General features: G+C 58.8%; 25 protein-coding genes and 1 pseudogene. 14 read left to right on the forward strand and 12 right to left on the reverse strand.

The features are described from left to right. Nucleotides 1–3: 3 nt before the first annotated feature. The 6 genes from HJC00_RS05760 (at nt 4) to aspA (ending at nt 6,778) form a co-directional block, all read left to right on the forward strand. Complete coding sequence (locus HJC00_RS05760; protein WP_221163745.1) at nt 4–825, forward strand: bifunctional allantoicase/(S)-ureidoglycine aminohydrolase; 822 nt, start codon at nt 4–6, stop codon at nt 823–825. A 93-nt stretch (nt 826–918) separates the two neighbouring features. Next, nucleotides 919–1,638 carry a FadR/GntR family transcriptional regulator gene (locus HJC00_RS05765; protein ID WP_210632367.1) on the forward strand — a complete coding sequence of 240 codons (720 nt, stop codon included), beginning with the start codon at nt 919–921 and terminating at the stop codon, nt 1,636–1,638. Nucleotides 1,639–1,686: 48 nt separating this feature from the next. Next, nucleotides 1,687–2,394, forward strand: a complete 708-nt coding sequence (locus HJC00_RS05770; RefSeq protein ID WP_210632368.1) for a FadR/GntR family transcriptional regulator — start codon at nt 1,687–1,689, stop codon at nt 2,392–2,394. 226 nt (nt 2,395–2,620) lie between these two features. Continuing rightward, a complete protein-coding gene (locus HJC00_RS05775; RefSeq protein ID WP_210632369.1) occupies nt 2,621–4,093 on the forward strand; it encodes an amino acid permease in 1,473 nt (490 codons plus the stop codon). Between the two features lie 61 nt (nt 4,094–4,154). Continuing rightward, complete coding sequence (locus tag HJC00_RS05780) at nt 4,155–5,249, forward strand: asparaginase (RefSeq protein ID WP_221145130.1); 1,095 nt, start codon at nt 4,155–4,157, stop codon at nt 5,247–5,249. A gap of 101 nt (nt 5,250–5,350) precedes the next feature. Continuing rightward, the gene (gene aspA, locus HJC00_RS05785; RefSeq protein ID WP_221145133.1) at nt 5,351–6,778 is read left to right on the forward strand and encodes an aspartate ammonia-lyase; all 1,428 of its coding nucleotides are present in this window, start codon (nt 5,351–5,353) and stop codon (nt 6,776–6,778) included. Nucleotides 6,779–6,903: 125 nt separating this feature from the next. On the opposite strand, the gene HJC00_RS05790 is transcribed toward aspA, so the two are convergent. Together HJC00_RS05790 and HJC00_RS05795 are read right to left on the reverse strand one after the other, a co-directional pair. Continuing rightward, nucleotides 6,904–7,833, reverse strand: coding sequence for a TauD/TfdA family dioxygenase (locus tag HJC00_RS05790; protein ID WP_210632372.1), 930 nt, complete (start codon nt 7,831–7,833; stop codon nt 6,904–6,906). Nucleotides 7,834–7,890: 57 nt separating this feature from the next. After that, nucleotides 7,891–8,139, reverse strand: coding sequence for a hypothetical protein (locus HJC00_RS05795; RefSeq protein ID WP_221145137.1), 249 nt, complete (start codon nt 8,137–8,139; stop codon nt 7,891–7,893). Between HJC00_RS05795 and HJC00_RS05800 the strand changes: the two genes are divergently transcribed. Next, nucleotides 8,133–8,540, forward strand: a complete 408-nt coding sequence (locus tag HJC00_RS05800) for a carboxymuconolactone decarboxylase family protein (protein WP_210632374.1) — start codon at nt 8,133–8,135, stop codon at nt 8,538–8,540. The genes HJC00_RS05795 and HJC00_RS05800 overlap by 7 nt on opposite strands. A 78-nt stretch (nt 8,541–8,618) precedes the next feature. Here HJC00_RS05800 and HJC00_RS05805 read toward each other — a convergent pair whose 3' ends face one another. The 6 genes from HJC00_RS05805 to HJC00_RS05830 form a co-directional block, all read right to left on the reverse strand. Continuing rightward, nucleotides 8,619–10,280 carry a GH32 C-terminal domain-containing protein gene (locus tag HJC00_RS05805; protein ID WP_221145139.1) on the reverse strand — a complete coding sequence of 554 codons (1,662 nt, stop codon included), beginning with the start codon at nt 10,278–10,280 and terminating at the stop codon, nt 8,619–8,621. Between the two features lie 110 nt (nt 10,281–10,390). Beyond that, on the reverse strand, nt 10,391–11,752 hold the full coding sequence (locus HJC00_RS05810) for a NosD domain-containing protein (RefSeq protein ID WP_210632376.1): 1,362 nt from the start codon (nt 11,750–11,752) through the stop codon (nt 10,391–10,393). Nucleotides 11,753–11,806: 54 nt separating this feature from the next. Continuing rightward, a complete protein-coding gene (locus HJC00_RS05815) occupies nt 11,807–12,919 on the reverse strand; it encodes an ABC transporter ATP-binding protein (RefSeq protein WP_221163746.1) in 1,113 nt (370 codons plus the stop codon). A 13-nt stretch (nt 12,920–12,932) separates the two neighbouring features. Further along, nucleotides 12,933–13,769 (reverse strand): carbohydrate ABC transporter permease, encoded by an 837-nt coding sequence (locus HJC00_RS05820; RefSeq protein WP_210632378.1) that lies wholly within the window; start codon nt 13,767–13,769, stop codon nt 12,933–12,935. Beyond that, nucleotides 13,762–14,643 carry a carbohydrate ABC transporter permease gene (locus HJC00_RS05825; protein WP_210632379.1) on the reverse strand — a complete coding sequence of 294 codons (882 nt, stop codon included), beginning with the start codon at nt 14,641–14,643 and terminating at the stop codon, nt 13,762–13,764. Before HJC00_RS05825 ends, HJC00_RS05820 begins: the two co-directional genes overlap by 8 nt. A gap of 60 nt (nt 14,644–14,703) precedes the next feature. Next, nucleotides 14,704–15,963, reverse strand: coding sequence for a sugar ABC transporter substrate-binding protein (locus HJC00_RS05830; RefSeq protein ID WP_221153383.1), 1,260 nt, complete (start codon nt 15,961–15,963; stop codon nt 14,704–14,706). A 171-nt stretch (nt 15,964–16,134) separates the two neighbouring features. Between HJC00_RS05830 and HJC00_RS05835 the strand changes: the two genes are divergently transcribed. Together HJC00_RS05835 and HJC00_RS05840 are read left to right on the forward strand one after the other, a co-directional pair. Further along, entirely contained in the window at nt 16,135–17,160 is a 1,026-nt protein-coding gene (locus HJC00_RS05835; protein ID WP_221163747.1) for a LacI family DNA-binding transcriptional regulator, read from the forward strand. Nucleotides 17,161–17,336: 176 nt separating this feature from the next. Next, nucleotides 17,337–17,669 (forward strand): GYD domain-containing protein, encoded by a 333-nt coding sequence (locus HJC00_RS05840; RefSeq protein ID WP_210632382.1) that lies wholly within the window; start codon nt 17,337–17,339, stop codon nt 17,667–17,669. A gap of 402 nt (nt 17,670–18,071) precedes the next feature. Here the strand turns inward: HJC00_RS05840 and HJC00_RS05845 are convergent. Together HJC00_RS05845 and HJC00_RS05850 are read right to left on the reverse strand one after the other, a co-directional pair. After that, nucleotides 18,072–18,220, reverse strand: a pseudogene (locus HJC00_RS05845) (helix-turn-helix domain-containing protein); the annotation flags it as partial. 168 nt (nt 18,221–18,388) lie between these two features. Continuing rightward, nucleotides 18,389–19,525 carry an AraC family transcriptional regulator gene (locus HJC00_RS05850; RefSeq protein ID WP_221153384.1) on the reverse strand — a complete coding sequence of 379 codons (1,137 nt, stop codon included), beginning with the start codon at nt 19,523–19,525 and terminating at the stop codon, nt 18,389–18,391. A gap of 636 nt (nt 19,526–20,161) precedes the next feature. Here HJC00_RS05850 and HJC00_RS32965 point away from each other — a divergent pair. The 3 genes from HJC00_RS32965 to HJC00_RS05860 all read left to right on the forward strand — a co-directional run bounded on the left by HJC00_RS32965 (nt 20,162) and on the right by HJC00_RS05860 (nt 23,970). Further along, the gene (locus HJC00_RS32965; RefSeq protein ID WP_184458619.1) at nt 20,162–20,362 is read left to right on the forward strand and encodes a hypothetical protein; all 201 of its coding nucleotides are present in this window, start codon (nt 20,162–20,164) and stop codon (nt 20,360–20,362) included. A gap of 399 nt (nt 20,363–20,761) precedes the next feature. Further along, on the forward strand, nt 20,762–21,994 hold the full coding sequence (locus HJC00_RS05855; RefSeq protein WP_210632384.1) for an HlyD family secretion protein: 1,233 nt from the start codon (nt 20,762–20,764) through the stop codon (nt 21,992–21,994). Further along, nucleotides 21,976–23,970, forward strand: a complete 1,995-nt coding sequence (locus tag HJC00_RS05860; RefSeq protein ID WP_221163748.1) for a glycosyltransferase — start codon at nt 21,976–21,978, stop codon at nt 23,968–23,970. Before HJC00_RS05855 ends, HJC00_RS05860 begins: the two co-directional genes overlap by 19 nt. Nucleotides 23,971–24,006: 36 nt before the next feature. On the opposite strand, the gene HJC00_RS05865 is transcribed toward HJC00_RS05860, so the two are convergent. Together HJC00_RS05865 and HJC00_RS05870 are read right to left on the reverse strand one after the other, a co-directional pair. Further along, nucleotides 24,007–24,231, reverse strand: coding sequence for a hypothetical protein (locus HJC00_RS05865; protein ID WP_064695708.1), 225 nt, complete (start codon nt 24,229–24,231; stop codon nt 24,007–24,009). Between the two features lie 230 nt (nt 24,232–24,461). Beyond that, complete coding sequence (locus HJC00_RS05870; protein WP_210632386.1) at nt 24,462–25,298, reverse strand: pirin family protein; 837 nt, start codon at nt 25,296–25,298, stop codon at nt 24,462–24,464. A gap of 116 nt (nt 25,299–25,414) precedes the next feature. Between HJC00_RS05870 and HJC00_RS05875 the strand changes: the two genes are divergently transcribed. Then, complete coding sequence (locus HJC00_RS05875) at nt 25,415–25,900, forward strand: DMT family transporter (RefSeq protein ID WP_210632387.1); 486 nt, start codon at nt 25,415–25,417, stop codon at nt 25,898–25,900. Further along, nucleotides 25,897–26,337 carry a DMT family transporter gene (locus HJC00_RS05880; RefSeq protein ID WP_210632388.1) on the forward strand — a complete coding sequence of 147 codons (441 nt, stop codon included), beginning with the start codon at nt 25,897–25,899 and terminating at the stop codon, nt 26,335–26,337. The genes HJC00_RS05875 and HJC00_RS05880 overlap by 4 nt, the downstream gene beginning before the upstream one ends. The last annotated feature ends 9 nt before the right edge of the window (nt 26,338–26,346 follow it).

A 26,346-nucleotide genomic window follows, 5' to 3' on the forward strand; every position in this document is an offset into this window, starting at 1 on the left:
CCGATGAACAAGACGGATTATTTTTCGACGCTCGGCGGATTGCCGCCGCAGAGCCAGCTGCTCTCGGGCCGGGCCGTTTTTACCACGGCTTACGCGGTCATCCCCCGCGGCGTCATGAGCGATATTGTCACGAGCCTGCTCCCGCATTGGACGGGGACGCGCGCATGGGTTCTCTCCCGGCCGCTGTCGGGCTTCTCCGAGACCTTCTCGCAATATGTGATGGAAGTTCAGCCGGGCGGCGGTAGCGACCGCCCGGAGCCCGACAAGCGGGCTGAAGCGGTGCTGTTCGTCGTCGAAGGCGACATGACGGTTGAGCTCGAGGGCGTCAGCCATGCGCTGCGCGCCGGTTCCTTTGTTTACATTCCAGCGGGTTCGGCCTGGCGTCTGAAGAATGACGGCTCAGCCGCAGCAATCTTCCACTGGGTCAGAAAGGCCTTTCAGGAGGTCGAGGGGCTGGAACCGCCGCCGGGGATCGTCACCCATGAGGACGACCATCCGATCCGGGCCATGCCCGACACCGACGGGCGCTGGGGCACGACCCGCTTCATCGATCCGGCCGATGTGCGCTACGACATGCACGTCAACATCGTGACGCTGGAGCCGGGTGCGGTGATCCCGTTCATGGAAACGCATGTCATGGAGCATGGTCTCTATGTGCTGGAGGGCAAGGCGGTCTATCGCCTGAACCAGGATTGGGTCGAGGTCGAGGCTGGCGATTTCATGTGGCTGCGCGCCTTCTGCCCGCAGGCCTGCTACGCCGGCGGCCCCGGCCGGTTCCGCTACCTGCTCTACAAGGACGTCAACCGCCATATGAAGCTCTGGTAATCGCTTTCCGCGACGCGTGCCGCACGCCCGCACGCTCCCGATCAGCCTGTTCGGTTGCTTGACAGCTCTGTGGATTGCCCGCATCGTTCTTCGATGCGGAATATGGATTCATGGCTCTCGGAGAAGAAAGAAATAGGCCGAAGAAACGCTGCCGAGGCGGTCTTCGAAGATATCCGCACGGCCATTGTCGATCGGAAACTGGCGCTCGGGATCCGTCTGCCCTCGGAGGTGCAACTTGCCGAACGTTACGGCATCAGCCGGGCGATCGTGCGTGAAGCGCTGCGTTCGCTGCAGACACTGGGGTTCACGCAGACCAGGACCGGCCGGGGCACCTTCGTCGTTTCGGAAAGCCCCGCGCGCCAACTCGGCGGCGGCGCCTATTCCGCCCGGGATCTGATGGAGGCGCGCCCCTGCATCGAGATTCCGGCTGCCGGTTGGGCGGCATTGCGGCGCTCGGACGAGCAGCTGACCCGGCTCGCATCCTTGTGCGACCGGATGGACGAGGAAGAGGATGTCCGGGAATGGGTGCGGATGGATGCGGTCTTTCACGGAGAAATCGCGGAGGCTTCCGGCAATGCGATCTTCCGGAAAGTCGTCGCCGATGTTCGCGGCGCGCTTTCGACGCAATCCGAACTCGTCGAGCATGTTCGCGGCCGGCGCAAAGCGTCCAACGCCGAACATCGCCGAATTCTGGAGGCAGTTGCCGCGGGCAGCGAGCAGGATGCGCGCGCGGCAATGGCGGAGCACCTGCTGGAGGTCGAGCGGTCCATCATCGGGATTGCCGATAACAGACGAACTGCCTGGAAGGCCTGATTTCAATTTTGCGCCCGGACATTCCGCCCGGCCAATCGAATGCAAGCGATGAACGATCTAGAAAACTGGCTGTCCGATCCCGCGACCCTCAGTCGCAAAAGCGCCTCGGAACTTGTGTTCGATGAATTGCGCAGCCTCATCCTTTCCGGCCGTTTTGCTGCCGGTTCGAAGCTGCCGTCGGAAGCTAAGCTGGCGGGAAAATACGGCGTCAGCCGCCCGATCGTCCGGGAAGCGCTGCGCTCGCTGCAGATTTTGGGGCTGACGGAGACGCGAACGGGCAGCGGCACCTATGTGCTCGCGGCTGCCGGCGACGGAAATATCAGTTACGGCGATTATTCGGCGCGTGATCTGATGGAGGCGCGGCCTCACGTCGAAGTATCGGCCGCCGGCTGGGCGGCGCTGCGTCGGAGCGATGACGAGCTGTCCCGCTTGCTCGGACTTTGCGACGAGATGGAGCAAGAGAAAAATACCGAGGCCTGGGTGCGGTTGGATTCGGAATTTCATGGACTGATCGCGGCTGCATCGAAGAACGCCGTCTTCCGCGACATCGTCGACGAGGTCCGGGAGGCGATGGCGCAGCAATCCGGGCTGCTGACGGTCTTAGGGCCGCGGCGCCAGGAGTCGAACGACGAGCATCGCGCGATTGTCGACGCGATCCGTGCAGGCTCGGAGATCGAAGCCCGGGCCGCGATGGAGGTTCATCTCCAAAAGGTCGAGACGGCGGTCAATCGCATCCTCGGCGCCGCACTGCGTTAAGCAGCCGCGAACGCTTCCTCCAACACCGTGCGCTCGGGCATCGGCAGCTGCCAGATGGGCGAACCGGCGTTCATATATGCACCCTCTCGAACGAAAGACCTTGACCGTGGCGCGGATCCTCAGCTATTCCACAAACCTGTCAGACCGCATAGCAGATTAACATCTATGGGGCGACTGCGCGGAAGGGCGGCCGGGGAGGCTGCCGAATCCAGGATAGGGAGGAGTAATGACAGTCATGGAATCCACCAGAACCGAGGCCGATGGCCAGATCTTCGCCGAGGAGGATCTCGGTTACAAAAAGGCGCTGAAGCCGCGTCAGATCCAGATGATCGCCATCGGCGGCGCCATCGGCACCGGCCTGTTTCTCGGCGCGGGCGGGCGGCTTGCCGCTGCCGGTCCGGCGCTCGTACTCGTCTATGCCTTGTGCGGCTTTTTCGCATTCCTCGTTCTCAGGGCTCTCGGCGAACTGATCGTCCATCGCCCGACCTCGGGCTCGTTCGTCTCCTATGCCCGTGAATTTTACGGCGAAAAGCTCGCCTTCGCGGTCGGTTGGCTGTACTGGCTGACCTGGGCGATGACGGCGGTCGCCGATGTCACCGCGGTGGCGCTCTACATGAATTTCTTCAAGGCCTATGTCCCATGGATCGCCATGATCGATCAGTGGGTATTTGCGCTGACGGCACTGGTCCTTGTTCTCGCCATGAACCTTCTGTCGGTGAAGGTCTTCGGCGAACTGGAATTCTGGTTTAGCCTCGTCAAGGTTCTCGCTCTGGTTGTCTTCCTGATCGTCGGGGTTTACTTCGTCATCTCCGGCACGCCGATCGACGGCCACGTTCCGGGGCTGAATACGATCACCGATTTCGGCGGCATGTTTCCGAGCGGGATCCTGCCGGCGCTGGTCGTGATACAGGGGGTGGTTTTTGCCTATGCCTCGATCGAGCTGATCGGCACCGCCGCAGGCGAAACCGAAAATGCGCGCAAGGTCATGCCCCGGGCGATCCGGACGGTCGTGCTGCGCCTGGTGGTCTTCTATGTCGGCTCGGTTCTGCTGCTGTCGCTGCTGCTGCCCTATACCGCCTATAAGGGCGGCGAGAGCCCCTTTGTCACCTTCTTCGGCAAGATCGGCGTCCAGGGCGCCGACGTCGTCATGAACCTCGTCGTGCTGACCGCGGTCCTGTCGTCCCTCAATGCAGGCCTCTATTCGACCGGCCGCATCTTGCATTCCATGGCGATCTCAGGCTCGGCGCCGGCCGCCCTGGCGAAAATGAACAGATCCGGCGTACCCTATGGCGGGATTGCGGTGACCGCAGTCGTGACCGCCTTCGGCGTCGTGCTGAACGCCGTCGTTCCGGCAGCAGCTTTCGAGATCGGCTTGAATGTCGCGGCCCTCGGCATCATCGCGGCCTGGGGCGTCATCGTCCTCTGCCAGCTCAAGCTGTGGTACCTGTCACGTCAGGGCAAGCTGGCGCGGCCGGAATTCCGGATGTTCGGCGCGCCTTACACCGGCGTGCTGACGCTGGGCTTCCTGGCGATCGTCGTGATCCTGATGGCCCTCGATTATCCAGTCGGCACCTACACGGTCGCGTCTCTGCTGCTGATCATTCCGGCGCTGGTGGTCGGCTGGCTTCTGATGCGGGAGCGCATCCACCTGATTGCAGCCGAACACGGCGACGATCGCGGCGGTTTCGATCTGGCCTGACCCGCGATAGCTATCCCCGGCGCGCCGAAGGCCGTCGGGCACCGCATCAATGGAGAGAGAAATGATCCCGAGTGAGGATTTCGTCGTCACCGATCGTGGCGGCATCGTCGAGAACCGTCACCGCGTCCATGCGGCGGTCGTCGATGCAACGGGGAGGCTGCTTTACGCGCTGGGAAACCCGACGCGCCTGACGCTTGCCCGGTCTGCCGCCAAGCCGGCTCAGGCGCTTGCCATCCTCGAGACGGATGGGTTCGAGCGCTACGGCTTCGATGATGCCGATCTCGCGCTGATTTGCGCTTCCCACAGCAGCGAAGAGCGCCATATCGTGCGGACGCGGACCATGCTATCAAAGATCCAGGCCGAGGAGGCGGATCTTCGCTGCGGCGGCCATCCTTCCTTGTCCGAAAACGTGAACCGGGCCTGGATCAAGCAGGACTATACACCGACGGCTGTCTGCAGCAATTGTTCGGGAAAACACGTCGGAATGATTGCCGGCGCCCGGGCCATCGGAGCGGGCGCCGACGACTATCACCTGCCGGATCATCCGATGCAGCTGGTCGTGAAGCGGACGGTCGCCGAACTCTGCGACCTGGACCCGCAGGACGTCGAATGGGGGATCGACGGATGCAATCTGCCGACGCCCGCTTTTCCCCTGGATCGCCTGGCGCGCCTCTATGCCAAGCTTGCTTCGGCCGCGGACCGGGGCGAGGGGCGGGAGGGCTCGTCGACGCGAGACGCAGCGCTGGCTCGCATTTTCCGGGCGATGGCGTGCTACCCTGAACTGGTCGCGGGCGACGGGCGTTACTGCACGGTTTTGATGCGCGCATTCGACGGCGCAATGATCGGCAAGCTCGGCGCCGATGCCAGCTATGCAATCGGTGTTCGCGCCTCGGACGATACCAGGCGACTGGGAGCGGATGGGGCGCTCGGCATCTCGGTCAAGATCGAGGACGGCAACATCGAAATCCTCTACGCCGTCGTGACGGAAATCCTCGAGCAGCTTGGCGTCGGCTCGTCGGAACGTCGCAGGCAGCTTGCGGAGTTTCATCGCCCCAGGCGCGTGAACACGATGGGTATCACGACCGGCGGCGTGTCCTTTCCATTCAAGCTGCGCGGATCCAAGCCGGACGGAGAGAATTCCCGTCCCGCGGCTTGACCGGATGACACTTCCGGATCCGGCAATTTCTGCCGCGTCCCCATTCATCATTCTTCCGGCCTGCCGCCGCAGCCGCAGCGCCGCCTCTCGAAAGTTCAGCCATGACTATCTCCGATATTGCGAAAATCCGCGTCGAGCATGACCTGATCGGCGACCGCGACGTTCCGGCCTCGGCCTATTACGGCGTGCATACGCTGCGCGCGGTCGAGAATTTTCCGATCACCGGTCAGACCCTGCGTGAATCGGCGGATCTGATTGCCTCGCTCGCCGCGATCAAGCAGGCGGCGGCTCAGGCCAATGCAAGCCTCGGCCTTCTCGATCGGGCGCGCGCCGACGCCATCATCGCAGCCTGTGTCGAGATCCGCGACGGCGCGCTGCACGACCACTTCGTCGTCGATCTCATTCAGGGCGGCGCCGGCACCTCGACCAACATGAATGCCAATGAGGTGATTGCGAACCGGGCGCTTGAAATCATGGGATATTCGCGGGGCGAGTACCAGCACCTGCATCCGAACGAGCACGTCAATCTCTCGCAATCCACCAACGATGTCTATCCGACGGCGCTGAAGCTCGCCGCCTGGATCGGCGTTCACCGTCTCGTCGACGCCATGGCAATCCTGCGCCGGTCGTTCGAGGCCAAGGCGGTCGAATTTGCCGACGTCCTCAAGATGGGTCGCACCCAGTTGCAGGACGCCGTCCCGATGACGCTGGGACAGGAATTCGGAACCTATGCACTGATGCTCGCGGAGGATGAGGCGCGCCTTGCCGAAGCCGTCTCGCTGATCCGCGAGATCAATCTCGGCGCCACCGCCATCGGTACCGGCATCACCGCCCATCCCCACTATGCAGCGCTGGTGCGCGAGCGCCTGTGCGAGATCGTCGGCGTCGATCTGGTGACGTCGCCGGATCTGGTCGAGGCGACGCAGGATTGCGGATCCTTCGTGCAGCTTTCGGGCGTCCTCAAGCGCGTGGCGGTCAAGCTGTCCAAAACCTGCAACGACTTGCGACTGCTGTCCTCGGGACCGCGAGCGGGACTGAACGAGATCAACCTGCCGGCGCGGCAGGCCGGCTCCTCGATCATGCCGGGCAAGGTCAACCCGGTCATCCCCGAGGTCGTCAACCAGGTCGCTTTCGAAGTGATCGGCAATGACGTGACGATCACCATGGCCGCCGAGGCGGGCCAGCTTCAGTTGAATGCTTTCGAGCCGGTGATCTTCTACAGCCTCTACCGCAGCCTGAGCCACTTGACCAATGCCTGCCTGACGCTCGAAGCGAACTGCATTCGAGGCATTACCGCCAATCGTGACCGGCTGCGGCAGACGGTCGAGCAGTCGATCGGCATCGTGACGGCGCTGAACCCCTATATCGGCTATCGCAACGCCACGGAGGTTGCGCTGGAAGCGCATCATTCGGGACGGGGGGTTTACGAAATCCTTCTCGAACGCGGCCTGATGCAGAAGGAGCATCTCGATGCGGTGCTGCGCCCGGAAACCCTGACCCGGCCGAGCGAGAAGCTATCCTTCTCGTAAGGCATGTGGCTCTTTTTGCTGTTGCGAAGGGCGCCCGGCCGCTTCCGCAATCTCTCCAAAAGGATGTCAGCGGCACATGAAGCTCTGGTCGCTTCATGTGCCCGGCAACACTCATCTGTGCGTGATCACGCCGCCTTTGCTTGCGGCTTGGCGGCCTTGACATGGGTTATGCTGCGGCGGCCGTCGATGCCGACGGGAATATCGCCGTCAACCGTGGCGCGGCGCACGACGCGGTGCTGGTCGCCATAATCGTTGACGGCATAGTGCTGGGTGGCGCGATTGTCCCAGATCGCCACATCCCCCGCTCTCCAGCGCCAGCGCACGGTATTTTCCGGGGCGGTGACGTAGGACTGGAACACCTCGTAGAGTTTTACGGAGTCGCTCTTCGACAGGCCGACAAGGCGCTGAACGAAGTTGCCGAGCAGTAGCGATCTTTCGCCGGTTTCCGGATGGACACGCACGACCGGATGCTCGGTCTCATAGATGGTCGAGGTGAAGACCTCCTCGAAATGCTTCTTCTCTTCAGCGGTGGCGCGAGGGCGAACGGCAGCATAGTCATAGGCATTGCTGTGAATGGCCCACAGGTGATCCGCCAGCAATTTGAGCGGCGCCGGCAGGCTTTCATATGCGGCATGGGTATTGGCCCAGATCGTGTCGCCGCCGGCCGCCGGAATGACTACGCCGCGAAGAACGGAGAATTTGGGATAGGCATCGACGAAGGTGACGTCGGTGTGCCACTGGTCCGCCCTGCCGCCGCCGCGGCTGGAATCGAGATTGAGGATGGAAGCCGTGCCGGCGACCGGTCCCTGGGTTGGATGCGGCACAAGGTCGCCGAGGCGGCGTGCGAAGGCTTCCTGTTCGGAATCGTCAAGATGTCCTTGATCGCGGAAGAAGATGACCTTGTGTTTCAAGAGAAGCTGGTTGATGGCCGCCACCTTTGCATCCGAAAGATCACCGCCGAGGCGGATACCCTTGATTTCGGCACCGACGCGGCCGGTCAGCGGGACGACATCGGACTCGGGGATGATCTGATTGACGAGAACCGGATTGCTCATGGAAATCTCCTGTTGAAATTGGAAGAAGTCGGCAGGTCACTGCGCCCGATGAAGGATTCATCGGGCGTTCGAAATCTCATCGCTGGATGTCGACAGGGCTATGGAACGGCATAATCTATAAAATATATAGACAATAATTTCTAATTTTGCCTGTTTTCCTGAAATGCGATGTTCGATTTCCTCACCGGCGGGGAGGCTGGCGGCCGTTGCCATTTCTTCGTATGTTCCGCCGGTCAGCGTGGGATCGCCGAGCAAATCATGCTTGAGGCCCTGGATCCGCGCCCGGAAAGGAACTTGCGATGGCAACAGTCAAACTCCTGTCGGATGAAGAGGCCGCAGCCATTCCGACCGTGCAAGCCGTGTTCGATGACATCAGGGCGACACGCAAGACCGATTTCATCAACAATTTCTGGCGTGCTCTCGCAAATGATCCCGCAAATCTCAACCGGGTGTGGGAGACGCTTAAGTCGGTCATGACGGTCGAAGGCGCGATCGATCCGTTGACGCGGGAGATGATCTATATCGCCGTGTCGACGGCCAATGCCTGCCAATACTGCATTCAATCCCACACCGCGGCCGCCCGGGCGCGCGGCATGACCGATGCCCAACATGGCGAACTCCTGACGATCATCGGGCTTGCCGCGCAGACAAATCATCTCGCTCTCGCCATGCAGGTTCCCACAGATCCGGAATTCGAGGTGCGGTAGGAAACGACCCGAATAACTTCGCGGCTGCGGCATCGACGTACAGAATCGGCCGCTTGGAGCGCCTTCAGCACGATGCGATTACCCCCCGCTGAAAACGCTCACATGTGCCTTTGACAGGATAACAAGATCGTCCGGTCTGACGTTGAGATAGTTGCGCCGCGTGCCGCAGACGGCTCCTCCGTCAGCAAAAATCTCTACGATGCCCTTGTCGTGGATGACTCTCAGATCCGTCGCACCGGCAATCGCCGCGGCGTAACGGATCGATCCGTCGTCTTGTGGCAGCTGCACGGAGATACTTTGATCTTCCACGACGATGGAAAATGACAATTGTCCGGCTTCGGTTGCGGTGATCCTTGTTCCGTCGAGCGTCCCGTTCAATCGGATATCGATCGACGCGTCGTCCAGAACGTATCTGCCGGGCTCTGCGGAAGACAGAGGCGCATGAGTGAGGGCCTCCTCCACTTCGTCAGCGGGTCTCATGCATATCCTGTTGCGCGCATCCAGCGACAGCTGGCGAGGTAAGGACAACTCGCCGGAATACGGCGACCCGGCAGGCTTGCGGAACTCCCAATTGAACAACCACGCAAAGGCAATCTGCCTGCCATCCGTCGCGAAGCTCTGCATCGCATAATAGTCGCTACCGAAGTCGAGGAGTTGCAGCGCATCGGAGTCCGGAATGAAGCGGTCATCGACGAAATCTCCGACGAGCCCATAAAGCAGGTTGTGTCGGCCGCTGCCTGGATCACAGTGTCCGACAAGTCCCATGATCAGCACCCATTTGCCGTCGATGGGGAAAAAGTCGGGGCATTCAACTGCTCTGGCGCCCTGCTCACGGAAGAAGGGCGGTGCACGGAACAGCGGTCCCAGGTATTTCCACTCACGCAGATCCTCCGAACCGTAAAGCAAAACTGCCGGGTCGCCATGAATAGAAGCGCCGAGCACCATGCGATAAGCGCCGGCGGCTTCATCCCACCACACCTTTGGATCGCGGAAGTCGTGCTCGACTCCTTCGGGGCGCTGCTCGAGCACGGTCGAGATGCTCGCCGCCTTGATCATCCGCCGGTCCGGCCGGGCGATCTTCTGTATTTCTCGATAACCTTTGAAAAGGTCATAGGCGGGCAGGCGCTCCGTATAGAAGAACATCAGCCTGCCATCCCTATCCTCAAATGCATTGCCGGAGAATGCGCCTCCGGTTGCACCGAGACGCCAGAGGTTCTGCTCCGGATGGAGGAAAACCGGCATGTGTGTCCAGTTGAACAGGTCAGGGCTGGTAGCATGTCCCCAGTGCATTGGCCCCCAGTCGCCGCCGCATGGATGAAATTGATAAAACAGGTGCCAGCAGTCGCCCATCCTGCAGAGACCCACGGGATCGTTCATCCAGTTGCGACAAGGAGAAAAATGAATTCGAGGCCGCTGAGGATCGCTTCGCAGCCATGTGCCAATTTCCTTTCCTGCGCGAATTAGAATCTCATCCGTGCTGAATTCCCATAGCTTTATGCCGGCCTCCGCAACGGTTGCCGGATCGTAGGAGTAGGCCCAAAGGAATGCTTCCGGCCGATCCCATTCAACGACAACGCTGCCGGCCTCGCGGTGGTGATAGGAATAGTATGATGGATGAGCTTCGAAAGCGGGCACACTCCAGAGGGTCTCACCATATTGTGAAATGGTGACGGCCCCGGGACCAACTGCCCAGAATTCCAAACGCTCGCCCGAAGCAAAAGAGACAGTCGCTTTAGCCATTTGGAGACGCAATCTGAGTGAAGAACGGCCGGTCCGAAGACTGGCCCAAGTTTTCTCGGGAAGAGGACTTGTGGTCCCACGACCGGCGGGAGAGGCCTGGCGGCTGCGGTCTATTGCCCAGGAACCGGAGTGCCCCTGAATGCATTGACCGCTCGGTCCATCACCACTTGTTCGACATTTCCGGAGTCCAGGACCGTATTCCCCACGGAGGCCTTTTGCACCAGCACAGTCGTTACGTCGAGCAAAGTCGAATTCCCGATTGAAAGCAATGCGCTCACTTGTGTTGAAAAACAGGCGCTGTTTGGCGTGTCGCTCCCGTCTTTTTGAGCTATTTCGGTGGTGGCCACAATGTGGTTGTTGGCTATGTAGTTTCCACTGCCGGAAACTACATTGATTATGACAGGTTTTGCTGCGGGAGGCTTGATATATTGAGTGTCAACGGTGTGCGAAATATGGTTCGCGATCAGCGAATTGTTGCTGCCGTCAATCTGCAGAAGTCCAAACAGATCATCCAAGCCATTGTCGTACTTCTGCATCGGCGCCCATGGCTCGCGATCTCGCAGAAAATGATTTGACGAGACCAAATTCTCGCAGCAGTTAGCAGCAAGAACCAACATTCCGGGATAAAAGGAATGGAACCTGTTTCCCGTGACCGAGGAACGCACCACTCCGGAGAAATGGACACTGCTTGCTCCTCGAGGAAATACGTTGTTTGAGGACACCAGAATGCCGGCGTAATTCTCGGCGTAAATCGAGTGCCCCCTATATCCCGCGCCGACGAAATTATTTGCTATTCTCGAGGCCTGCCCCATACCTTTCAGTTCGATACAGTTGCCGCACTCTGCGATGAAATTGTTGTCTATCGCGAGCGCATCTGCATCATGAACAGTAACTCCATGTTCCAGGTAGATAAGGCCCATCCCGGTTATTCGGAATGAGTCATTGGCGCTGCCCACATAGATTCCCGTTTTGCCATTTCTGTATGTGTTTTCTGCGTCGTCTTGCCCCAAACCATCATCGATGAAGTGCAAGCCATCGATGCAAAAGTCGGCAAACTCCACAGAGCTTATACGAGGATTTCCGTTGCGCTTGACATAAAACGCGGCACCAGCAGCCTCACCGTCTGCGGCCTCTGGAGAAATGTCCACAAGGATTCGACTTCCGCCCGGCCACACCTCGTGCCAGTGGGCCAACTCGCCTGCGGGTGTGTTGAAGCGGATGCTTGACGACGTAAAACCATGACCAGAGCCAACGATTTTCAGATAGCTCACGTCTATAACGACTTGAGTGACGAGACGATAATCGCCTGGTGGTATGTAGATAACCGATCCAGGTTTTCCGCCGTCATTTACATCGACAACCGCTTGCCTGTTCTTGATATCTGCAATGATGTTATTGATGACGGCGCCAATATCCTCCCGAGGATTGCCTGTTGGATACTTCGTGACGTCGTAACAGTTTTCGCTAACCATTGTCATGTCTCCTCGGACAGCGAGGGTTAATCTTGTTTTCTTTTGGCTGTGCCTTCACCAGATGCTGGTGCGGGTGCCCGGGTCAAAGAAGTGAAGTTCTTCGGCATCGACAGCGATGCGCGCGATGTCACCTGCTCGCACTGTGCTCTTTGGAGAAAAGCGGGCTACCGCAGCTTTTTCGTCGCCGATGTCGACGATGGCGTCCGGGTCGCCAGCGTCCACCCATGGTGCATCGATATTCAGATGCACCATGGATTCAGAACCCAGCGCCTCAACAAGAGTGACCGGGGCCGAGATCTCGGCCGAAGAAGGCCGGATTGAAGCGTCATTCATGTGCTCCGGCCGGATGCCGAGGAGGATTTGACGGTGAGACGCACCGTTGAGCGAGGGACGGCATTCGAAAACCCGGTCAGGAATTTCGAAACTGTTGCTGCCCAGGATCACCGTCCTTCCATTCAGAACGGCCTCGTACAAGTTCATCGAGGGCGATCCGATAAAGGCCGCAACAAAGACGTTGTCGGGGCGACTGTACAGGTTCTGGGGAGTGTCAGCGACACGGTCCCCCATCGTCATTGCCTCGACCTGATCGTGAGTGACGTAGATCGTGGTGACGTTGAGTTTTCTCTGGAGGCTGGCAATCTCGGCGCGCATCTGCACACGCAGTTTTGCATCGAGATTGGACAACGGTTCATCCATCAGGAAGGCGGACGGCTGGCGGACGATCGCCCGACCCATGGCGACGCGCTGCCGCTGGCCGCCCGAGAGCAGCGCCGGTTTGCGGTCGAGCAGAGCCGTCAGCTCGAGGATGCGCGCGGCCTCATCCACGCGGCTGGCAATGTCGGATTTCGGCAACCCCGCCATTAGCAAGGGAAAGGCGATGTTTTCGCGCACGGTCTTGTGCGGGTACAGCGCGTAAGATTGAAAGACCATGGCGATGTCGCGATCTTTGGGATCGACATCGTTGACGACCCTGTCCCCGATCCTGAGTTCGCCGCTCGAAATGCTCTCAAGGCCGGCGATCATCCGAAGCGCCGTCGATTTCCCACAACCCGAGGGACCGACAAACACCATGAACTCACCATCCCTGATGTTGAAACTCAGGTCGTGTAGCGCATGAAAGCTGTTGCCGTAGATCTTGTTGACGTTGCGCAGTTCTATATCGGCCATGTCTTAGCCTCCCTCATCCTTTTACAGCGCCGAAAGTCAGGCCGCCGACGATCTGCTTTTGAAGTGCGAGCGTTACGATGATGACGGGCAGTGAATAGAGCACGGCCGCCGCCGTCATCGCTCCCCAGGCAAGGCCATAGACGGAGTTGTATTCAGCAATGACGATCGGTGCCGTTTTGGTCGCCTCTGACGTCAGCAGCAGTGCGTAGAGGAACTCATTCCAACTCGTGATGAAGGTAAACAGCGCGGTGACGGCGATTCCGCCCGTCATGATCGGAAGAATGACCTTCAGAAAGGCCTGGAAACGGGTGCAGCCGTCCATGCGCGCCGCTTCTTCCAGATCCTTCGGAACGCCTTCGAAGAAGGCTGCCATGAGAAGAAGCGCAAGAGGTACCGCGGCTGATGTGTGGGCGAGCACCAGACCGGGAACGGTATCCAGCAGACCGAGCGACTTAAGAAGCTGGAACAGTGGCACGCCGAGCGACACCGATGGCACCATGCGCGTGACCAGCGCGAAAAGCAGGAACAGGGTGGTGATCCGGCGCCGGTAGTGGGTCGCGACATAAGCGGCCGGAACCGCCACAGCGAGGGAAAGGATGGTCGTCAGCACCGCCACCATCAGCGAGCTTGCGAAGGCCCGCGGCAGGATCGACGATTGCAGGACATCGCGAAAATTCTCGAAAGAGATCACCACGGGAAAGAAGCTCGGCGGAATCTGCTGGACATCCGCTGCCGGCTTGATCGACGTCATGAGCAGATATACGTAAGGCAGCGCATAGGACAGGACGAGGACGAGCGCGGCGGCATTGATCACCATGCCGTTGAGATTGAAGCGGCGCGCACTACGCATGGACCGGCCTCCATATCTTCCAATAGGCAGCAGCAGCCAGAACCATCATGACGATTAGAAACAGCGTGCCGGAGGCCGAGGCCTCGCCGAGATCGCCGAAGCGCATCATGCGCTGATAGATGTTCATCGAAAACACTTCAGAAGCGTGGTTGGGGCCACCCTGCGTCTGAATCCAGATGAGGTCGAAGGTCTTGGCCGCATCCACCCCACGCACGATGACGACGACGGCGATCACCGGGCGCATCAGTGGCAGCGTGACATGCCAGAAGCGCTGGAACGCGTTCGCGCCGTCGATCCGCGCCGCCTCGAGCAGGTCTTTGGGAATGTTTGTCAATCCGGCATAGGAGACGAGGGCGACAAAGGATGTCGTCAGCCAGATATCGGCGAAAGAGACGGAATAGATGACGATATCTTCGTCGGACAACCAGGCAATCGCATCGGGATCGCTGATGACGCCCAGATGGACGAGCCCGTAGTTCAAGATGCCGATGTTCCCGACCAGGAGAAAGCGCCACAAGAGGCCGGCGACGATTGGCGGCACCATCAATGGCAGCGTGAAGATCGTGCGGTGCCAGCGCGATTTACCGGGGAGCGCCGTGAACAGCAGCGCGGCGCAGAAACCGAAGGTAAATTCGAAGAACAGCGCAAAGATCGAATACTGGATTGTTCTGAATGCGCTTTCCGCGACACGCTTCGAGGTTAGCGCGTCGATATAGTTCTTGAGCCCGATCCATTCTCGTATGTGGGGAGTAATGGTGTCGACCTTAAAAAAGGAATCGAACACCAAAAGCCCTACCGGGTATGCGACCAGCAAGCCAAGGATGGCGAGGGCTGGCGCAAGCATGCACAGCACGAATCGGTCTTCACCCGACATGGCGCTCTCCGAAAGCTGATGATGCGAGGAGGACCACCCGTCCTCCTCGCCGCCGAGGGACTAGTCGAGGATGTCTTCGATCGTTTCCTTGGCGTCCGTCAGGACCTTGCCGACGTCCGCTTTGCATGTCAGGGCCTGCTGCACGGCTGGCAGAACCGCTTCGTCGACAAATTCCTGATATTTTTCATTCATCGGACGGCCTTGCGTCGCAGGAGCGCCCAACGTCTCAAGCAGCGGCGTGAAATGCTCATAACCGGGCTTGCTGGCATAGCCGTTATAGGCCGAATTCGTCGCAGCCAATCCAAGCGGCGCTTCGATACCGAGCGCATTGTTGGCGATGGCGAAGGCTATGAACTTCTTGGCCGCGTCCTTGTGCTGGGAGGTCGACGGAACGACATTGTACCAAGGACCCGGAATTGCCGCGATTCCTGCATCGCCGGCCAGCATTGGGGCGACGCCGACCTTTCCGCTGACCTTGGAATCGGCGGGCGTCATCTTGTAGGCGTGCGCCCAGAATTTCATCATCGCCGTCTTGCCTTGATAGAACAGGTTCTGAGCTTCGCCCCAGCCAGTCTCGTTGACGTTTTCGGGCACGGAATGATCGATGCAGTGAGGCGCGATGTAGAATTCGAGCGCCTTCCTATGCGCTTCGTTGTCGATGATCACCTTCCCATCCTTGTCGAGGATCACACCTGGCGAGCCCGCCTGAAGCACATGCGCCATCCACTCTTCGGAGAAGCTGCCGATGGTGTCGGTGCCCCAAAAGTCAGTCTTGCCGTCACCATCGGTGTCTCGGGTGAAGAATGTTGCGATGTCGCGCCATTGCTGCCAAGTCTTCGGCGGGGCGAGGGGATAACCATATTTTGCCTGGAACGCTTTCTGTTCTTCCGGCTTGTCGAAAAGGTCCTTGCGATAAAAAACAATTTCGGCATTGGCCCAAGCAGGCATGCCGATCAGTTTGTCGCCGATCTTCGCGTCGGCAAGCAAGGCAGGCGGCAGGTCCTTGCGAACCGCGTCGGTGAAGAGCGGCGCGAGGTCTTCGACATGGCTTGCAAATTTCGCGTTCCACACGACGTCGATCGTTACCACATCGAACGCCGATGAGCCGGAGGCGATTTCGGCCGAAAACTTGTCGAAGACGCCCTGATAGGGAACGACGGTGAAGTCCACCTTGATACCGGTCTCGGCGGTAAACTTCTCTGCGGCTGCCTTCTGCAGCATTTCGCCGCCGCCTTCCACGAGGATATTGATGGTTTCGGCCTTGGCGGAGGCCGCTATGCAAACGAGCGCGAGCGCGCTGGCGCCAAGCAGTTTTTTCATGAATTCCTCCCTTGTTCCGCCGGAAGCACTTGCCTCAGGCTGTTCCATTGTTGGACCATAGGCGCGCTATGACGACGTTGTCAATTGGAATTGTCGACGTTGTCAGAAAAATATGTCGACGTTGTCATGCGTGTAGTTTACAACAGACCCGCATCAGGAGAATTGGCGGACATGGTTAGCATCGTCAGCGTCGCGAAAGCGGCCGGGGTTTCGAATAAAACAGTCTCTCGCGTCATCAATGGCGAGCCCTACGTGACTGAGGAAACCCGGGAGAGGGTGGAAAAGGCTATTCGCGACCTCGGCTACATCCCGAATATGGCGGCGCGCCTCATACGATCCAGCCGTTCCAACACCTTTGGGATTATCACCGATTATGTTTCCACGACGCCTTATTCGGTCGATATTGTCCGCGGAATTCAAGATTGGGCCAATGCGAACGGGAAAACCATCCTGATAGCCAACACCGGTGGTTCTTCCGAGAGAGAGGTGGAAATCTGGAAAATGTTCCAGTCCCATCGCATTGATGGAGTCCTGTATGTAACCATGTACCGCCGCATTGTGGATCCGGAGACCGGCGATGTCAGCATTCCGACGGTGATGATCAATTGTCGGCCGCAAACAAGGGAGCTCCTGCCGTCTATCGAGCCCGATGATTATCAGGGGGCCCGAGATCTTACCCGGTATCTCCTTGAACGGGGTCATCGCAGAATCGGTTACATCCGGCTCAATCCGATCCTATTGGGAGCCGAACTGCGCCTGGAGGCATTTCGCCGAACGACAAGCGAATTCGGTCTCACAGAGAACGACCTCTCTATCAGCCTCGGCATGGATGGGCCTGTCGGGGCAGAAAACAACTACGTCTTTGCGGCAGCGACCGAAATGCTCAAACAAGACGACCGTCCGACCGCGATCATGAGCGGCAACGACGAAATGACAATTCAGATCTACATTGCCGCCATGGCGCTGGGATTGCGGATTCCACAAGACGTCAGCATCGTCGGCTTTGACGATTTTCGGACAGTCACGACGGCGCTGAAGCCAGAGCTGACCACAGCAGCGTTACCATACTACGATCTCGGCAGAGAGGGTGCGAAGTGGCTGAACGATTTGATAGCGGGCGAGAAGATTTATCCGGGCAGTCGGGTTGTCTCTTGCAAGCTGGTTGAGCGCAGCTCTGTCGCCTTTAACCCTCATTAGGCGGGAGAATCTCTGCTGCCTACCTTGAATGAGAGGCGGCATTGAGCTTCTTGCACGACCGGGCGCCCTACGCCGGGGCTTACTCCGGTTTACCTAATCGCGGCGAACGCCTGGATGTGAGATACTGAATATGCGGCAGATCGCCCGATCTGCCCGATTGTTGAGGAGGATGTCCTATGCCACTGTTCATAATCACAGGGTGCTATTCAGCCGCGGCAGCGAAGGGAATGATCGCCGATCCATCGGACCGGGAAGCGGCGGCCCGTACCATCATGGAAGCAGCAGGCGGGAAACAGCATTCTTTCTACGTCACGACCGGCGAAACCGACTGGATGGTAATCGCAGAATTCCCCGACGGTGTTGACCTGATCCCCGCGCTTCTTGTCGTCGGCGCATCGGGAGCAGTATCGAATATCAAAACCGTGCGAGCATACACGGGTGCGGAATTCAAGGCCGCCCAAGAAAAGGCGGGCAAAATCGCATCTGCCTACAAGGCCCCGGCAAAATAAGGAAACCACTCGTCGAACGATCTTCGGCAGCGGATGTTCGATCCGCTGCCGGTTCGTTCCGGCATCGCCACAGGCGGAGAGGTCAGCCATTCGGGCAGGAGAGTGCGTAAATCCAAAATTGTGGGTGTCCAAGAGTGCGTGACCGAAGTCCAAAAGTATCTGGCGACACTCACTGAATGGTGGGGGTGGTGGTGGAGAATCTGTGGCGCTCAGGTTGAAATGTCCGCTGAGCCGCAAAGCAGAAATGTCACTCGCGGCTGCCACGCGGCACGACGACCAGCCCCGATCTGAGCGGCTGGTCCGGGTTGCAAGGTCAGAATCGGGGCGGGGTTGTGGCACCATTGGCTTTAGCTTTGAGACTATGCGATCGACGCCTCACGCTGCCGCATCGAGCTTTTAGTTGCCGCTCAGATCCGGCATCTGCGGTCTTCAAAAGTATTCCGCTTGAGCTCGCGGAAGATCGTCGAGCGATGCCGGCCGAGCTTCTCGGCAATGACGGTGGCGCTCACGCCGGCCGCTCGCCAGCGAACGATCCTGCGACGTTCATCCATGTCGATTTGGGAGTAGGTGCGTCTCGCAAGTCGCACTTCATCCTTGAGTCCACCCCGGCTACAGGTGAATCCGGCGTAATCTGTGTTATGGAACTTGAAGACGTGTGGCAACCGCTGCCACATAATTCGTTGAAATACCCAGAAAATTACTTCTTGTGCCTTCCCACATCAGAGCGTCAGCCAGTCGCCGATCGTTGTCCCGACACGTCGCATGGAGCGTGTTGTTGGAACGGCCGGGTGCTCGGTTGCTATGGTCTTTCGGACTTCACGCGGGCTGAGCCCGAATTCATGGCTGAACGCGCGGGTGAAATTGGCTGCAACGTCGAAGCCGGCGGTCTCGGCAATCTCCGAGATTGGCCTGGTGTCGGTCGGGTTGGTAAGCTCCGCATAGGCCTGCAGCAACCGACGTTTGCGAATGTAGTTGAAGACGCCCCCGCTCGTTTCGAACAATTGGTAGAGCCGCGTCCGCGAGATCCCCAGCGCACGGCACATGACCTCAGGCGTCAAGCTATCTGAATGAAGATTGAGGTGAATATAGCGATGCGCCCGCTCCATCAGCCCCATGTTGGTCTGTTCGTGACCGCGGTCCGAACTGGTGGAGGATGCGGCGCATGCAACGACCATATCGCCGATCGTCCGTACGATCCGCGGCACCTCCTCCACCGTCAAGCTGCTCAGATTGGCTTCCAGGCCGTTGATATAGCTGACCAGCAATTCAGCCAGGCTACCGGAGAAGGCGGTGTTGTTGGCGTTCTGCAGAAGGCTGGCATCACGGGTCAACAGTTCATAGGGCAGGAAGACGAGCACAGCGACTGAATCGGTCATCCGCCCGCGGTACGGATAACCAAGAGACCTGAAAAATATCTCACCCGGGCCGGTCTCGGTTACATGCCGATCGGCCTCGGTCCAGGCCCGGCCGCTGCGCAGCACGCCGAGGTTCCAGTGATCGATTGGGCTCGATCGCAGCATCGCCTGATCGCGAATATAGCTGCACGCCTGCGCGCGCTGCTGAACGATGAGGATGTCGCCGAGATGCCAGCCGGTCTGTTCCGCAAGGAAACCGTCGCCCTCCGATTTTTCGTCCGGCAGATGAACATTCATAAGGGGCGCCACATGTGATCGCCAAGCCTGGAACTGTTCTTTCGGTGGCAGTTCGTGCGTTGAAAATCGCAGGGGCGCCAGCGCCGGTGGAACGTCCGCCCGATGTTCTTTCTGGGAAGACGGTTCGCGCGGCCAGCGCCGCCGCTCCAGGTGCGCCGGCCATTCCTGTCCCGCAGCCGGGTCATCTCCCGATTCCGTAACCATCCAATTCCTCCAGCGCAAGAGCCAATCCGGGCTGTTCAAACTGAAGCAAACAATCGTTTTCGCGGCTGAACCGCGCAGCCATCCGACAAAAACGAATTGACTAAAGCTCTACGTGCATAAGCTACTTATCATATTCATCCGCGAGCAGAAATGGACGGACCGATAATTTTCTGGATGCGGCGATAACGACAATTGCGTCCCGTTCATATATCTAAATAAGCAATGGTTAATTCCGAAGGACGTTCGGAAATTTCCAAAATACTCAACTGCCGGTGCAATGTAGTGTCGAAGCGCCGTCAACGTAAAAAGACACTTATTCAAAACAAAAGATGCGAACATGGGAGGATAGGTCGTGAACTATCGGGGAAATAGTCGTGTGCGATTTGCGCAAGCCTTGGCTTGCAACAGGAATCATCCTGAGGGTGCGCCAGGAGAGATTCTACCGCCCATCGTGCCGATTCATGCGAGACGCTCCTGAGGCCGGACATCGGCAAATAATGGCGCGCGAGGGGTTGCGCGCAACCGAGGCCATCTGTGTCGATGCGTAAAGGCTCGAGGCTTGCACGCAACCCCTATCATATCCACCCATTGTCGAATTTCTTTGACGCTGCCCTTCATGTGGCAGAGGAGGCTAAGATGACTACCGCATGCGATGAGAACGTAATCCAATTGAAGCCGATTTCGAGCTGCAGACGAGAAGTCGAAGTCGCAATGGTGGAAATGCTCGTCAGTTTGCAGAAACGTGGATGGTCGGCTGCGGAGTTGGCATTGACGCTCGCAGACGCCTCGGAAGATCTTGTCATGCTGATCGCGACCAAAAAGCTTCGACCGAATTAAAGCAGTTCCAGGAAATGACAGGGTCCGGAATTGCGTAAACACAAAAGAGTAGAGCGGTTCTGTGCTTCCGTGAAAAGCTGAACCGCTCTTTGATCGCGTGGAATTAGGCCGTCTCTGTCTTAATGAGATGTCGGCATTACAGGCGCGGCGCGGCGATTTTCATCACCCCATACCCCACCACGTCAGTTCGCCGCGCCGGGATGGTTGACCACCGCATCGATATGCCCACGCCTCCGTCGGCGGCATTTGCTCCAAAGCCGAATTGTTTCTGTCGCAGGTTACGACCATCACTTGTCTACTAATTCTCAATGCGCTAATTTATGCAATAATGAGTTGCATCCGTTTGCGCCGGGTCCCCTAGCGACGGATGGCTGCAGAGCGATACCTTCGGATGACAATATGATCTGGAACCATCGCATCACACGCATCGTCGTCGGCCTGTTGCTGCTGGCACTCGTGACCGTCCTGTCATTGCCGACGATTACCGGCTTTACGAGCCTTGATGGCACAGTCAATGCCCGGTTTGCTGTCGTTAATGCCCCAATCGACGGCACGATTGCGGAAGAACCCCTCAAGGTCGGCAGCCCGGTCAAGGCGGGGCAACCCCTCGCAGAAATCCGAAATACACGCGTCAATCGTGCAATCCTCGCTTCGCTCGAGGCAGATCGCAACACGGCACTCGACCGCGTCGCGGCACTTAAAAAGGAGCGGGAGGAGCTCTCCGCACTTCGCGAGGAATTGTCTGCCAGATTGGAAATCTACAGGCAGACCACCATTGCCAATCTCGAGCGCGAAGTCGAAATCCTGCGGAAAAAAGTCGAAGTGTCGCAAGCTCAGGATCTGGTCGCGCAGGTCGACCTGAATCGCCGGATGGAGCTCGAGTCAAAAGGCATTCTGACGCAGAAGCTGGTTGAGGTCGCGCGGGCCGCCGGAGCTGCGACTGGCGGCGAGGTCGAAATCAGCAATTTGACTGTCGATCAATTGGAACAAAGGCTCAATGCGGTCCGCCAGGGTATCTTTGTCTTCGGCGACGGACAGAATGACGTGCCTTATTCGCGACAGCGTGAAGACGAGGTTGTCGTTCGCATCAACGACTTGAACTCACGCATCGCGGAAAATGAGACACGAGCCACCGAAGTTCAAAAGCAGCTGGTCAAAGAGGCAGATCGCGTCAGCAGCCTTGAATCCGCGACCGCAATAGCGCCGTTCGACGGCGTTATTTGGACCAGGAGCATCGTCGACGGTTCCAACGTGGTGCTGAACGACGAGTTGATGCGCCTCCTCGACTGTCGAGAGCTGTTTGTTGATATCCTTGTTCCCGAGGTCAATTATGACGAGATCTATCCGGGGCTTGTTGCGCAGGTGCGCTTGTTCGGCCGCAGCGATGTCTTCCAAGGCACCGTCATTTCTGCCAGAGGCAGTTCGGCTTCGGTCGAGGCCGATTCCTTTGCCGCCAGTTTACCGCCGTCGACCGAGCGTAATGCCCGCATTCGCGTTCGCCTTGATCCATCTTTCATGAACGACGATTTTGCGAACTCCTGCCAGGTGGGGCGCACAGTGCAGGTACGGTTTTCCAAGCACGGCATCGACGTATCCAACTGGGTCAAAAGCCTGTGGTTCAGTATCTTCTAGCGCTGGTTCCGACCTTTCTCGTTATGGCCTTCTTCTTTCTGGGGCCGTTCAATTGGTCGCGGCATCACACCTGGACACGGGCGGTGACCTGCGCGTTCGTCGCAGCATTCGCCTTGCGATACATGTACTGGCGCTTGACCGAGACGGTGCTTCCCTATCCGAACGACGGTGCGAGTTTCTACTGGGTCTGGATCCTCTTTGTCGTCGAGGTTCTCGCCTGCGTCGAAGTCATCCTTTTTCTGGTATTGATGAGCCGCTATGTCGACCGGAGCGCGGAGACCGACAGATTGGGTCGTGTTTTCTTTGCGCGCGACAAGCGTGAGCTGCCGACAGTCGATGTTTTCATTCCCACCTATAACGAGCCGCTCGATGTTCTCGAGCGAACCATCATCGGCGCCCGCTCGCTGGATTATCCTGCGGACAAATTGAATGTGTATGTGCTTGACGATCAACGCCGGGATTGGCTGAAGACCTATTGCGAAGAAAAGAACGTCATCCACGTCACGCGCGGCGACAACAGCCATGCCAAAGCCGGCAATATGAACAATGGGCTGAAGGTCAGCTCGGGCGAGTTTATCGCGATTTTCGATGCCGATTTTGTTCCCTATCGACACTTCCTTCGCCGGACCCTGCCCTTCTTTTCCGACGAAAGCATCGGTATCGTCCAGACACCTCAACATTTCTTCAATGTCGATCCGGTGCAATCAAACCTGGGCCTGGAGAATATCTGGCCGGACGAGCAGCGTTTGTTCTTTGACGAGATCGCGCCCAGCCGAGATGCCTGGAACGTCAGTTTCTGCTGCGGGTCATGCTCGATTGCCCGCCGCCAGGCCGTCGATGCAATCGGCGGTTTTCCGACGGAGTCGATCACAGAAGACCTGCTGACAACTCTTTCGATGCTCAACAAAGGCTACAAGACGCGCTACCTGAACGAGCGGCTATCGATGGGACTGGCCGCCGAAAACCTGACCGGTTATTTCGTGCAGCGCGAACGATGGTGCCAGGGGGGTATTCAAACCCTGTACTTGTATAATGGCCCGCTGCGCGGCCCGGGATTGACGCTCTTTCAACGGATCATGTTCCTGCCGGCATCATGGCTGGTGCAGTATCTGGTCCGCTTCACTATATTGCTTGTCCCCATCGTCTATCTCTGGTTCGGCCTGCTTCCGCTCTATTTCACGGATATGGCCGATTATGTATCTCATCAGGTGCCGCTGCTGGCGGCGTATTTTCTGCTCATGCTGTGGATCACGCCGACGCGCTATCTGCCTGTGGTTTCCAGCGCCGTCGGTACCTTTGCGACATTCCGCATGTTGCCGACCGTGGTCTCCAGCCTGGTGAGACCATTTGGCAAGCCTTTCAGGGTGACGCCAAAGGGCAGTGGCAACGAGGCGAACCAGTTCGACCGCTACAGCTTCGCCTGGATCGCAAGCATGATCACGATCACCGTGGTTGGTCTGCTGGTCAACATCGTACCGGAAACGTCGCATGTACAAGGCCAGTTTTCGCCGGTCGCGGTATGGTGGTCAGGGATCAATATTGTCGTCCTGCTGATTGCGTCACTCATCTGCTTTGAGAAACCCCGGCGCCTGTTTCATGCGTTCAAGCTCGATGAACCCGCCATCGTCAACGATGTCCCCGGCCAAGTCGTCAGTCTCGCACTCGACAAGGCGGTCGTTGCAGTCCCGGACTTGGCCCGATTTCAATCCAAATCGGCGATGCTGAAACTCTCTGGCTTCGCCCCGATCAAAGCGGAGCTCGGACAGATCACCCAACGACGAAGGAGCGTAAGTCGCGGCGGCGACAAGCAAGCCTATTACCTGCACTTGTATTTTGAACTCAGCGGCTCTGCTCGCGACAGCATGATTGTAAAACTCTACACCGGTCGATATTCGCGGGACGTTCGCGACATCGACAAGGTTGCCGTCTCTCTTAATCTGCTGTTGCGGTCATTCGGGCGAACGCGCACGTTGTAGCCCGGCTCGTGAGAGAGGTTGTCGCGCTTCTTCAACTTATTGCCCGGATCGTTCGTCGAGGATGGACAGCGCGTCCTGCAGTCTGAGCGCCGCCAGCGCTTCCGTTGCCTCGTCCGGAGACCATCCTGCTTCGAGCGCTGCAGAAAGAACCAGCGATTCCGTTTGAAGTTCGAGCTTCTCATAAAGCGGCTCGATGGCTTCGCGTGCGGTGACAACGTGCTGATCGGGCGGAGTGATGGGCGTCGCGGCAACCGTAGGCATGATGCTCCTCCTTTTAAACGCTAAGGTTCGAAACCCAATTGCAGGCATGCTTGTTCCGTTCACAATCGCATTTAGCCGGATCACGGCTGACGGACACTGTTCCGAAGCTCTGGCGATCGCAATTTCGCCCGTCCTCGGCATCTCTGGGCTCCCAGCGAAAATCTCCGCTGGATGTGAACGAACGGACAGGCTACCGCACAATTGCCGAAAGCGGAAGCGACTTGCGGTAATCACCGTTGCCGCAGAAGCGCGCCTAACGAGGACCGTCGCCACATCTGCCGAAATTTCCTCCATTTCAGAAGCGCCCTGATGACGAGGGCCGACGGTATCTTCTCGTGGTCGCCGACGGTCCCCTGCTTGGCGACCGGTGCGTTTGCGTAGAGGAGAAACGCGATCAGCGTGGCTGGATCCTTGGCCTCGAGGTCGAGGCGGGCATCCGACAGATGCAGTCCCTGCTCGCCGTCCATGAAGGTCTGACCATCAACTGTGATCGAGCCATGGAAGACATAGAAGTAGAGATCCCTGCCCTGCTTGCGCGGGAATTCCGACCGCGCACCCGCTTCCAGCCGGATGTCGAAGATGTCGACAGCGCTGCGGACATAAAACGGCGCGCCCTCCCCTTCCGGGCCGACCAGGTGTCGCCAGACATTCGCCGCGACCGTGGGGATCGGGCCGTATTGAATTTTGGGCTGCAGATCGACCGCACGCGGACGAATGAGGATCTGCACCATTCGCAGCGGCGGATCGGTCACCAGCGTCTCCTCGGAGTGCCAGAAGCCTTTCCCGGCATTCATCACCATCAGATGATGGCGGTCGATCAGCAGCCAGCCTGTGGCTCGGTTCTGGTGACGCATCACGCCATCAGGCACCCAGGAGACGATCTCGTCGTTTCTGTGCTCGTGCATCGCGATCAGCCGGCCAGGGTCGAGAATGGATTCGACGACCATGGCGAGAGGGCCATGGCCGTGGTCCGTCGGCTTCGGCTTCAACCATCCCGGCATATTGATGTGCGCGACAAAACCGCCAGCATCCCGCACCAGGAATGTCCGTTCGCCTTTGAGCAGCATCGCGTCCTCCATGCCTGTCAGGCTATGACGACACGTCTTGCTGAGGATGCCGATGAATGGCCTTAGTGGCAATTTGAAAAACATCCGCCGCAATCGATTCGCATACGGGATCTCCAATGACCATCGACGCCGCACGAAATCCGCATCCGATCTACTTTGCCGGCGCTTTTGCCACGGGTGGGCTCCTGACGTTCATGGTGCATCTCAATGGCGAGCTGGCACGGTACGGAAATCCGCTTTTTTCTTCCTGGACCGCTCACGGCACCGGCATCATCGCCGCCGTCATTCTTCTCCTGCTGGTTCACCGGCGGCGAATGCCAAGGCAGGAAAAGATCTTGAAGGCGCCCTTATGGGCCTATTTCGGCGGCATTTCCGGCGCGGCAACGGTCATGCTGACCTCGACCGCGGTCAACTCACCGCTCGGGCTCTCCGGCACCTTGGCTCTCGGCCTGGCAGGCCAGGTCGTCTTCAGCGTCGCGGCCGACAGCTGGGGGCTGTTCGGCCTGCAAAAGCGGCATCCCGATACTCGCGACATCGTTGCGCTCGGCCTGGTCGTTGCGGGAGCGGCGCTGATCATCCTGTTCGGGCGAGGCGCGGCATGACGCTCTTCATTCTCCTCGCTTGCCTCGGCGGCGTGCTCGTCGGCCTCAGCCGTCAGCTTAATGGGCGGCTGAGCATCTCGACGACGCCGCTGATCGCATCCTTCTGGAATCACGCGATAGGCTTTGCCGTCCTCACCTGCCTCGGTGTCGTCGTCGGCGGCCTGCTTCCTGCGGGGGCTGCCGAGGCGCCCTGGTATGCCTATCTCGGCGGTCCGCTCGGCGTTGTCTTCGTGGCGGCCGGCAGTTGGGCGATTGCGCGGATCGGCGCAGTCAACTCGGCTCTGCTGATCATCGGCGGGCAGATGGTCACGGGGGTGGCGTTTGATTATCTCAGCGCCGTGCCGGCCTCCTTCTGGGCGAATGCCGGCGGGATTGTTCTCATCATAGGCGGAATGATGGTCAGTCGGGGACGGCGCAGGGCCGGCGCTCCGAAATAACCCCGGCGG

The sequence above is a fragment of the Rhizobium sp. NLR22b genome (assembly GCF_019685295.1).
Lineage (GTDB): Bacteria > Pseudomonadota > Alphaproteobacteria > Rhizobiales > Rhizobiaceae > Rhizobium.

What these genes read in the sequence shown, in the direction of transcription:
- HJC00_RS05760 (WP_221163745.1), top strand. Translation starts at nt 4, where the DNA reads ATGAACAAGACGGATTATTTTTCGACGCTCGGCGGATTGCCGCCGCAG.
- HJC00_RS05765 (WP_210632367.1), top strand. Translation starts at nt 919, where the DNA reads ATGCGGAATATGGATTCATGGCTCTCGGAGAAGAAAGAAATAGGCCGA.
- HJC00_RS05770 (WP_210632368.1), top strand. Translation starts at nt 1,687, where the DNA reads ATGAACGATCTAGAAAACTGGCTGTCCGATCCCGCGACCCTCAGTCGC.
- HJC00_RS05775 (WP_210632369.1), top strand. Translation starts at nt 2,621, where the DNA reads ATGACAGTCATGGAATCCACCAGAACCGAGGCCGATGGCCAGATCTTC.
- HJC00_RS05780 (WP_221145130.1), top strand. Translation starts at nt 4,155, where the DNA reads ATGATCCCGAGTGAGGATTTCGTCGTCACCGATCGTGGCGGCATCGTC.
- aspA (WP_221145133.1), top strand. Translation starts at nt 5,351, where the DNA reads ATGACTATCTCCGATATTGCGAAAATCCGCGTCGAGCATGACCTGATC.
- HJC00_RS05790 (WP_210632372.1), bottom strand. Translation starts at nt 7,833, where the DNA reads ATGAGCAATCCGGTTCTCGTCAATCAGATCATCCCCGAGTCCGATGTC.
- HJC00_RS05800 (WP_210632374.1), top strand. Translation starts at nt 8,133, where the DNA reads ATGGCAACAGTCAAACTCCTGTCGGATGAAGAGGCCGCAGCCATTCCG.
- HJC00_RS05805 (WP_221145139.1), bottom strand. Translation starts at nt 10,280, where the DNA reads ATGGCTAAAGCGACTGTCTCTTTTGCTTCGGGCGAGCGTTTGGAATTC.
- HJC00_RS05810 (WP_210632376.1), bottom strand. Translation starts at nt 11,752, where the DNA reads ATGGTTAGCGAAAACTGTTACGACGTCACGAAGTATCCAACAGGCAAT.
- HJC00_RS05815 (WP_221163746.1), bottom strand. Translation starts at nt 12,919, where the DNA reads ATGGCCGATATAGAACTGCGCAACGTCAACAAGATCTACGGCAACAGC.
- HJC00_RS05820 (WP_210632378.1), bottom strand. Translation starts at nt 13,769, where the DNA reads ATGCGTAGTGCGCGCCGCTTCAATCTCAACGGCATGGTGATCAATGCC.
- HJC00_RS05825 (WP_210632379.1), bottom strand. Translation starts at nt 14,643, where the DNA reads ATGTCGGGTGAAGACCGATTCGTGCTGTGCATGCTTGCGCCAGCCCTC.
- HJC00_RS05830 (WP_221153383.1), bottom strand. Translation starts at nt 15,963, where the DNA reads ATGAAAAAACTGCTTGGCGCCAGCGCGCTCGCGCTCGTTTGCATAGCG.
- HJC00_RS05835 (WP_221163747.1), top strand. Translation starts at nt 16,135, where the DNA reads ATGGTTAGCATCGTCAGCGTCGCGAAAGCGGCCGGGGTTTCGAATAAA.
- HJC00_RS05840 (WP_210632382.1), top strand. Translation starts at nt 17,337, where the DNA reads ATGCCACTGTTCATAATCACAGGGTGCTATTCAGCCGCGGCAGCGAAG.
- HJC00_RS05850 (WP_221153384.1), bottom strand. Translation starts at nt 19,525, where the DNA reads ATGGTTACGGAATCGGGAGATGACCCGGCTGCGGGACAGGAATGGCCG.
- HJC00_RS32965 (WP_184458619.1), top strand. Translation starts at nt 20,162, where the DNA reads ATGACTACCGCATGCGATGAGAACGTAATCCAATTGAAGCCGATTTCG.
- HJC00_RS05855 (WP_210632384.1), top strand. Translation starts at nt 20,762, where the DNA reads ATGATCTGGAACCATCGCATCACACGCATCGTCGTCGGCCTGTTGCTG.
- HJC00_RS05865 (WP_064695708.1), bottom strand. Translation starts at nt 24,231, where the DNA reads ATGCCTACGGTTGCCGCGACGCCCATCACTCCGCCCGATCAGCACGTT.
- HJC00_RS05870 (WP_210632386.1), bottom strand. Translation starts at nt 25,298, where the DNA reads ATGCTGCTCAAAGGCGAACGGACATTCCTGGTGCGGGATGCTGGCGGT.
- HJC00_RS05875 (WP_210632387.1), top strand. Translation starts at nt 25,415, where the DNA reads ATGACCATCGACGCCGCACGAAATCCGCATCCGATCTACTTTGCCGGC.
- HJC00_RS05880 (WP_210632388.1), top strand. Translation starts at nt 25,897, where the DNA reads ATGACGCTCTTCATTCTCCTCGCTTGCCTCGGCGGCGTGCTCGTCGGC.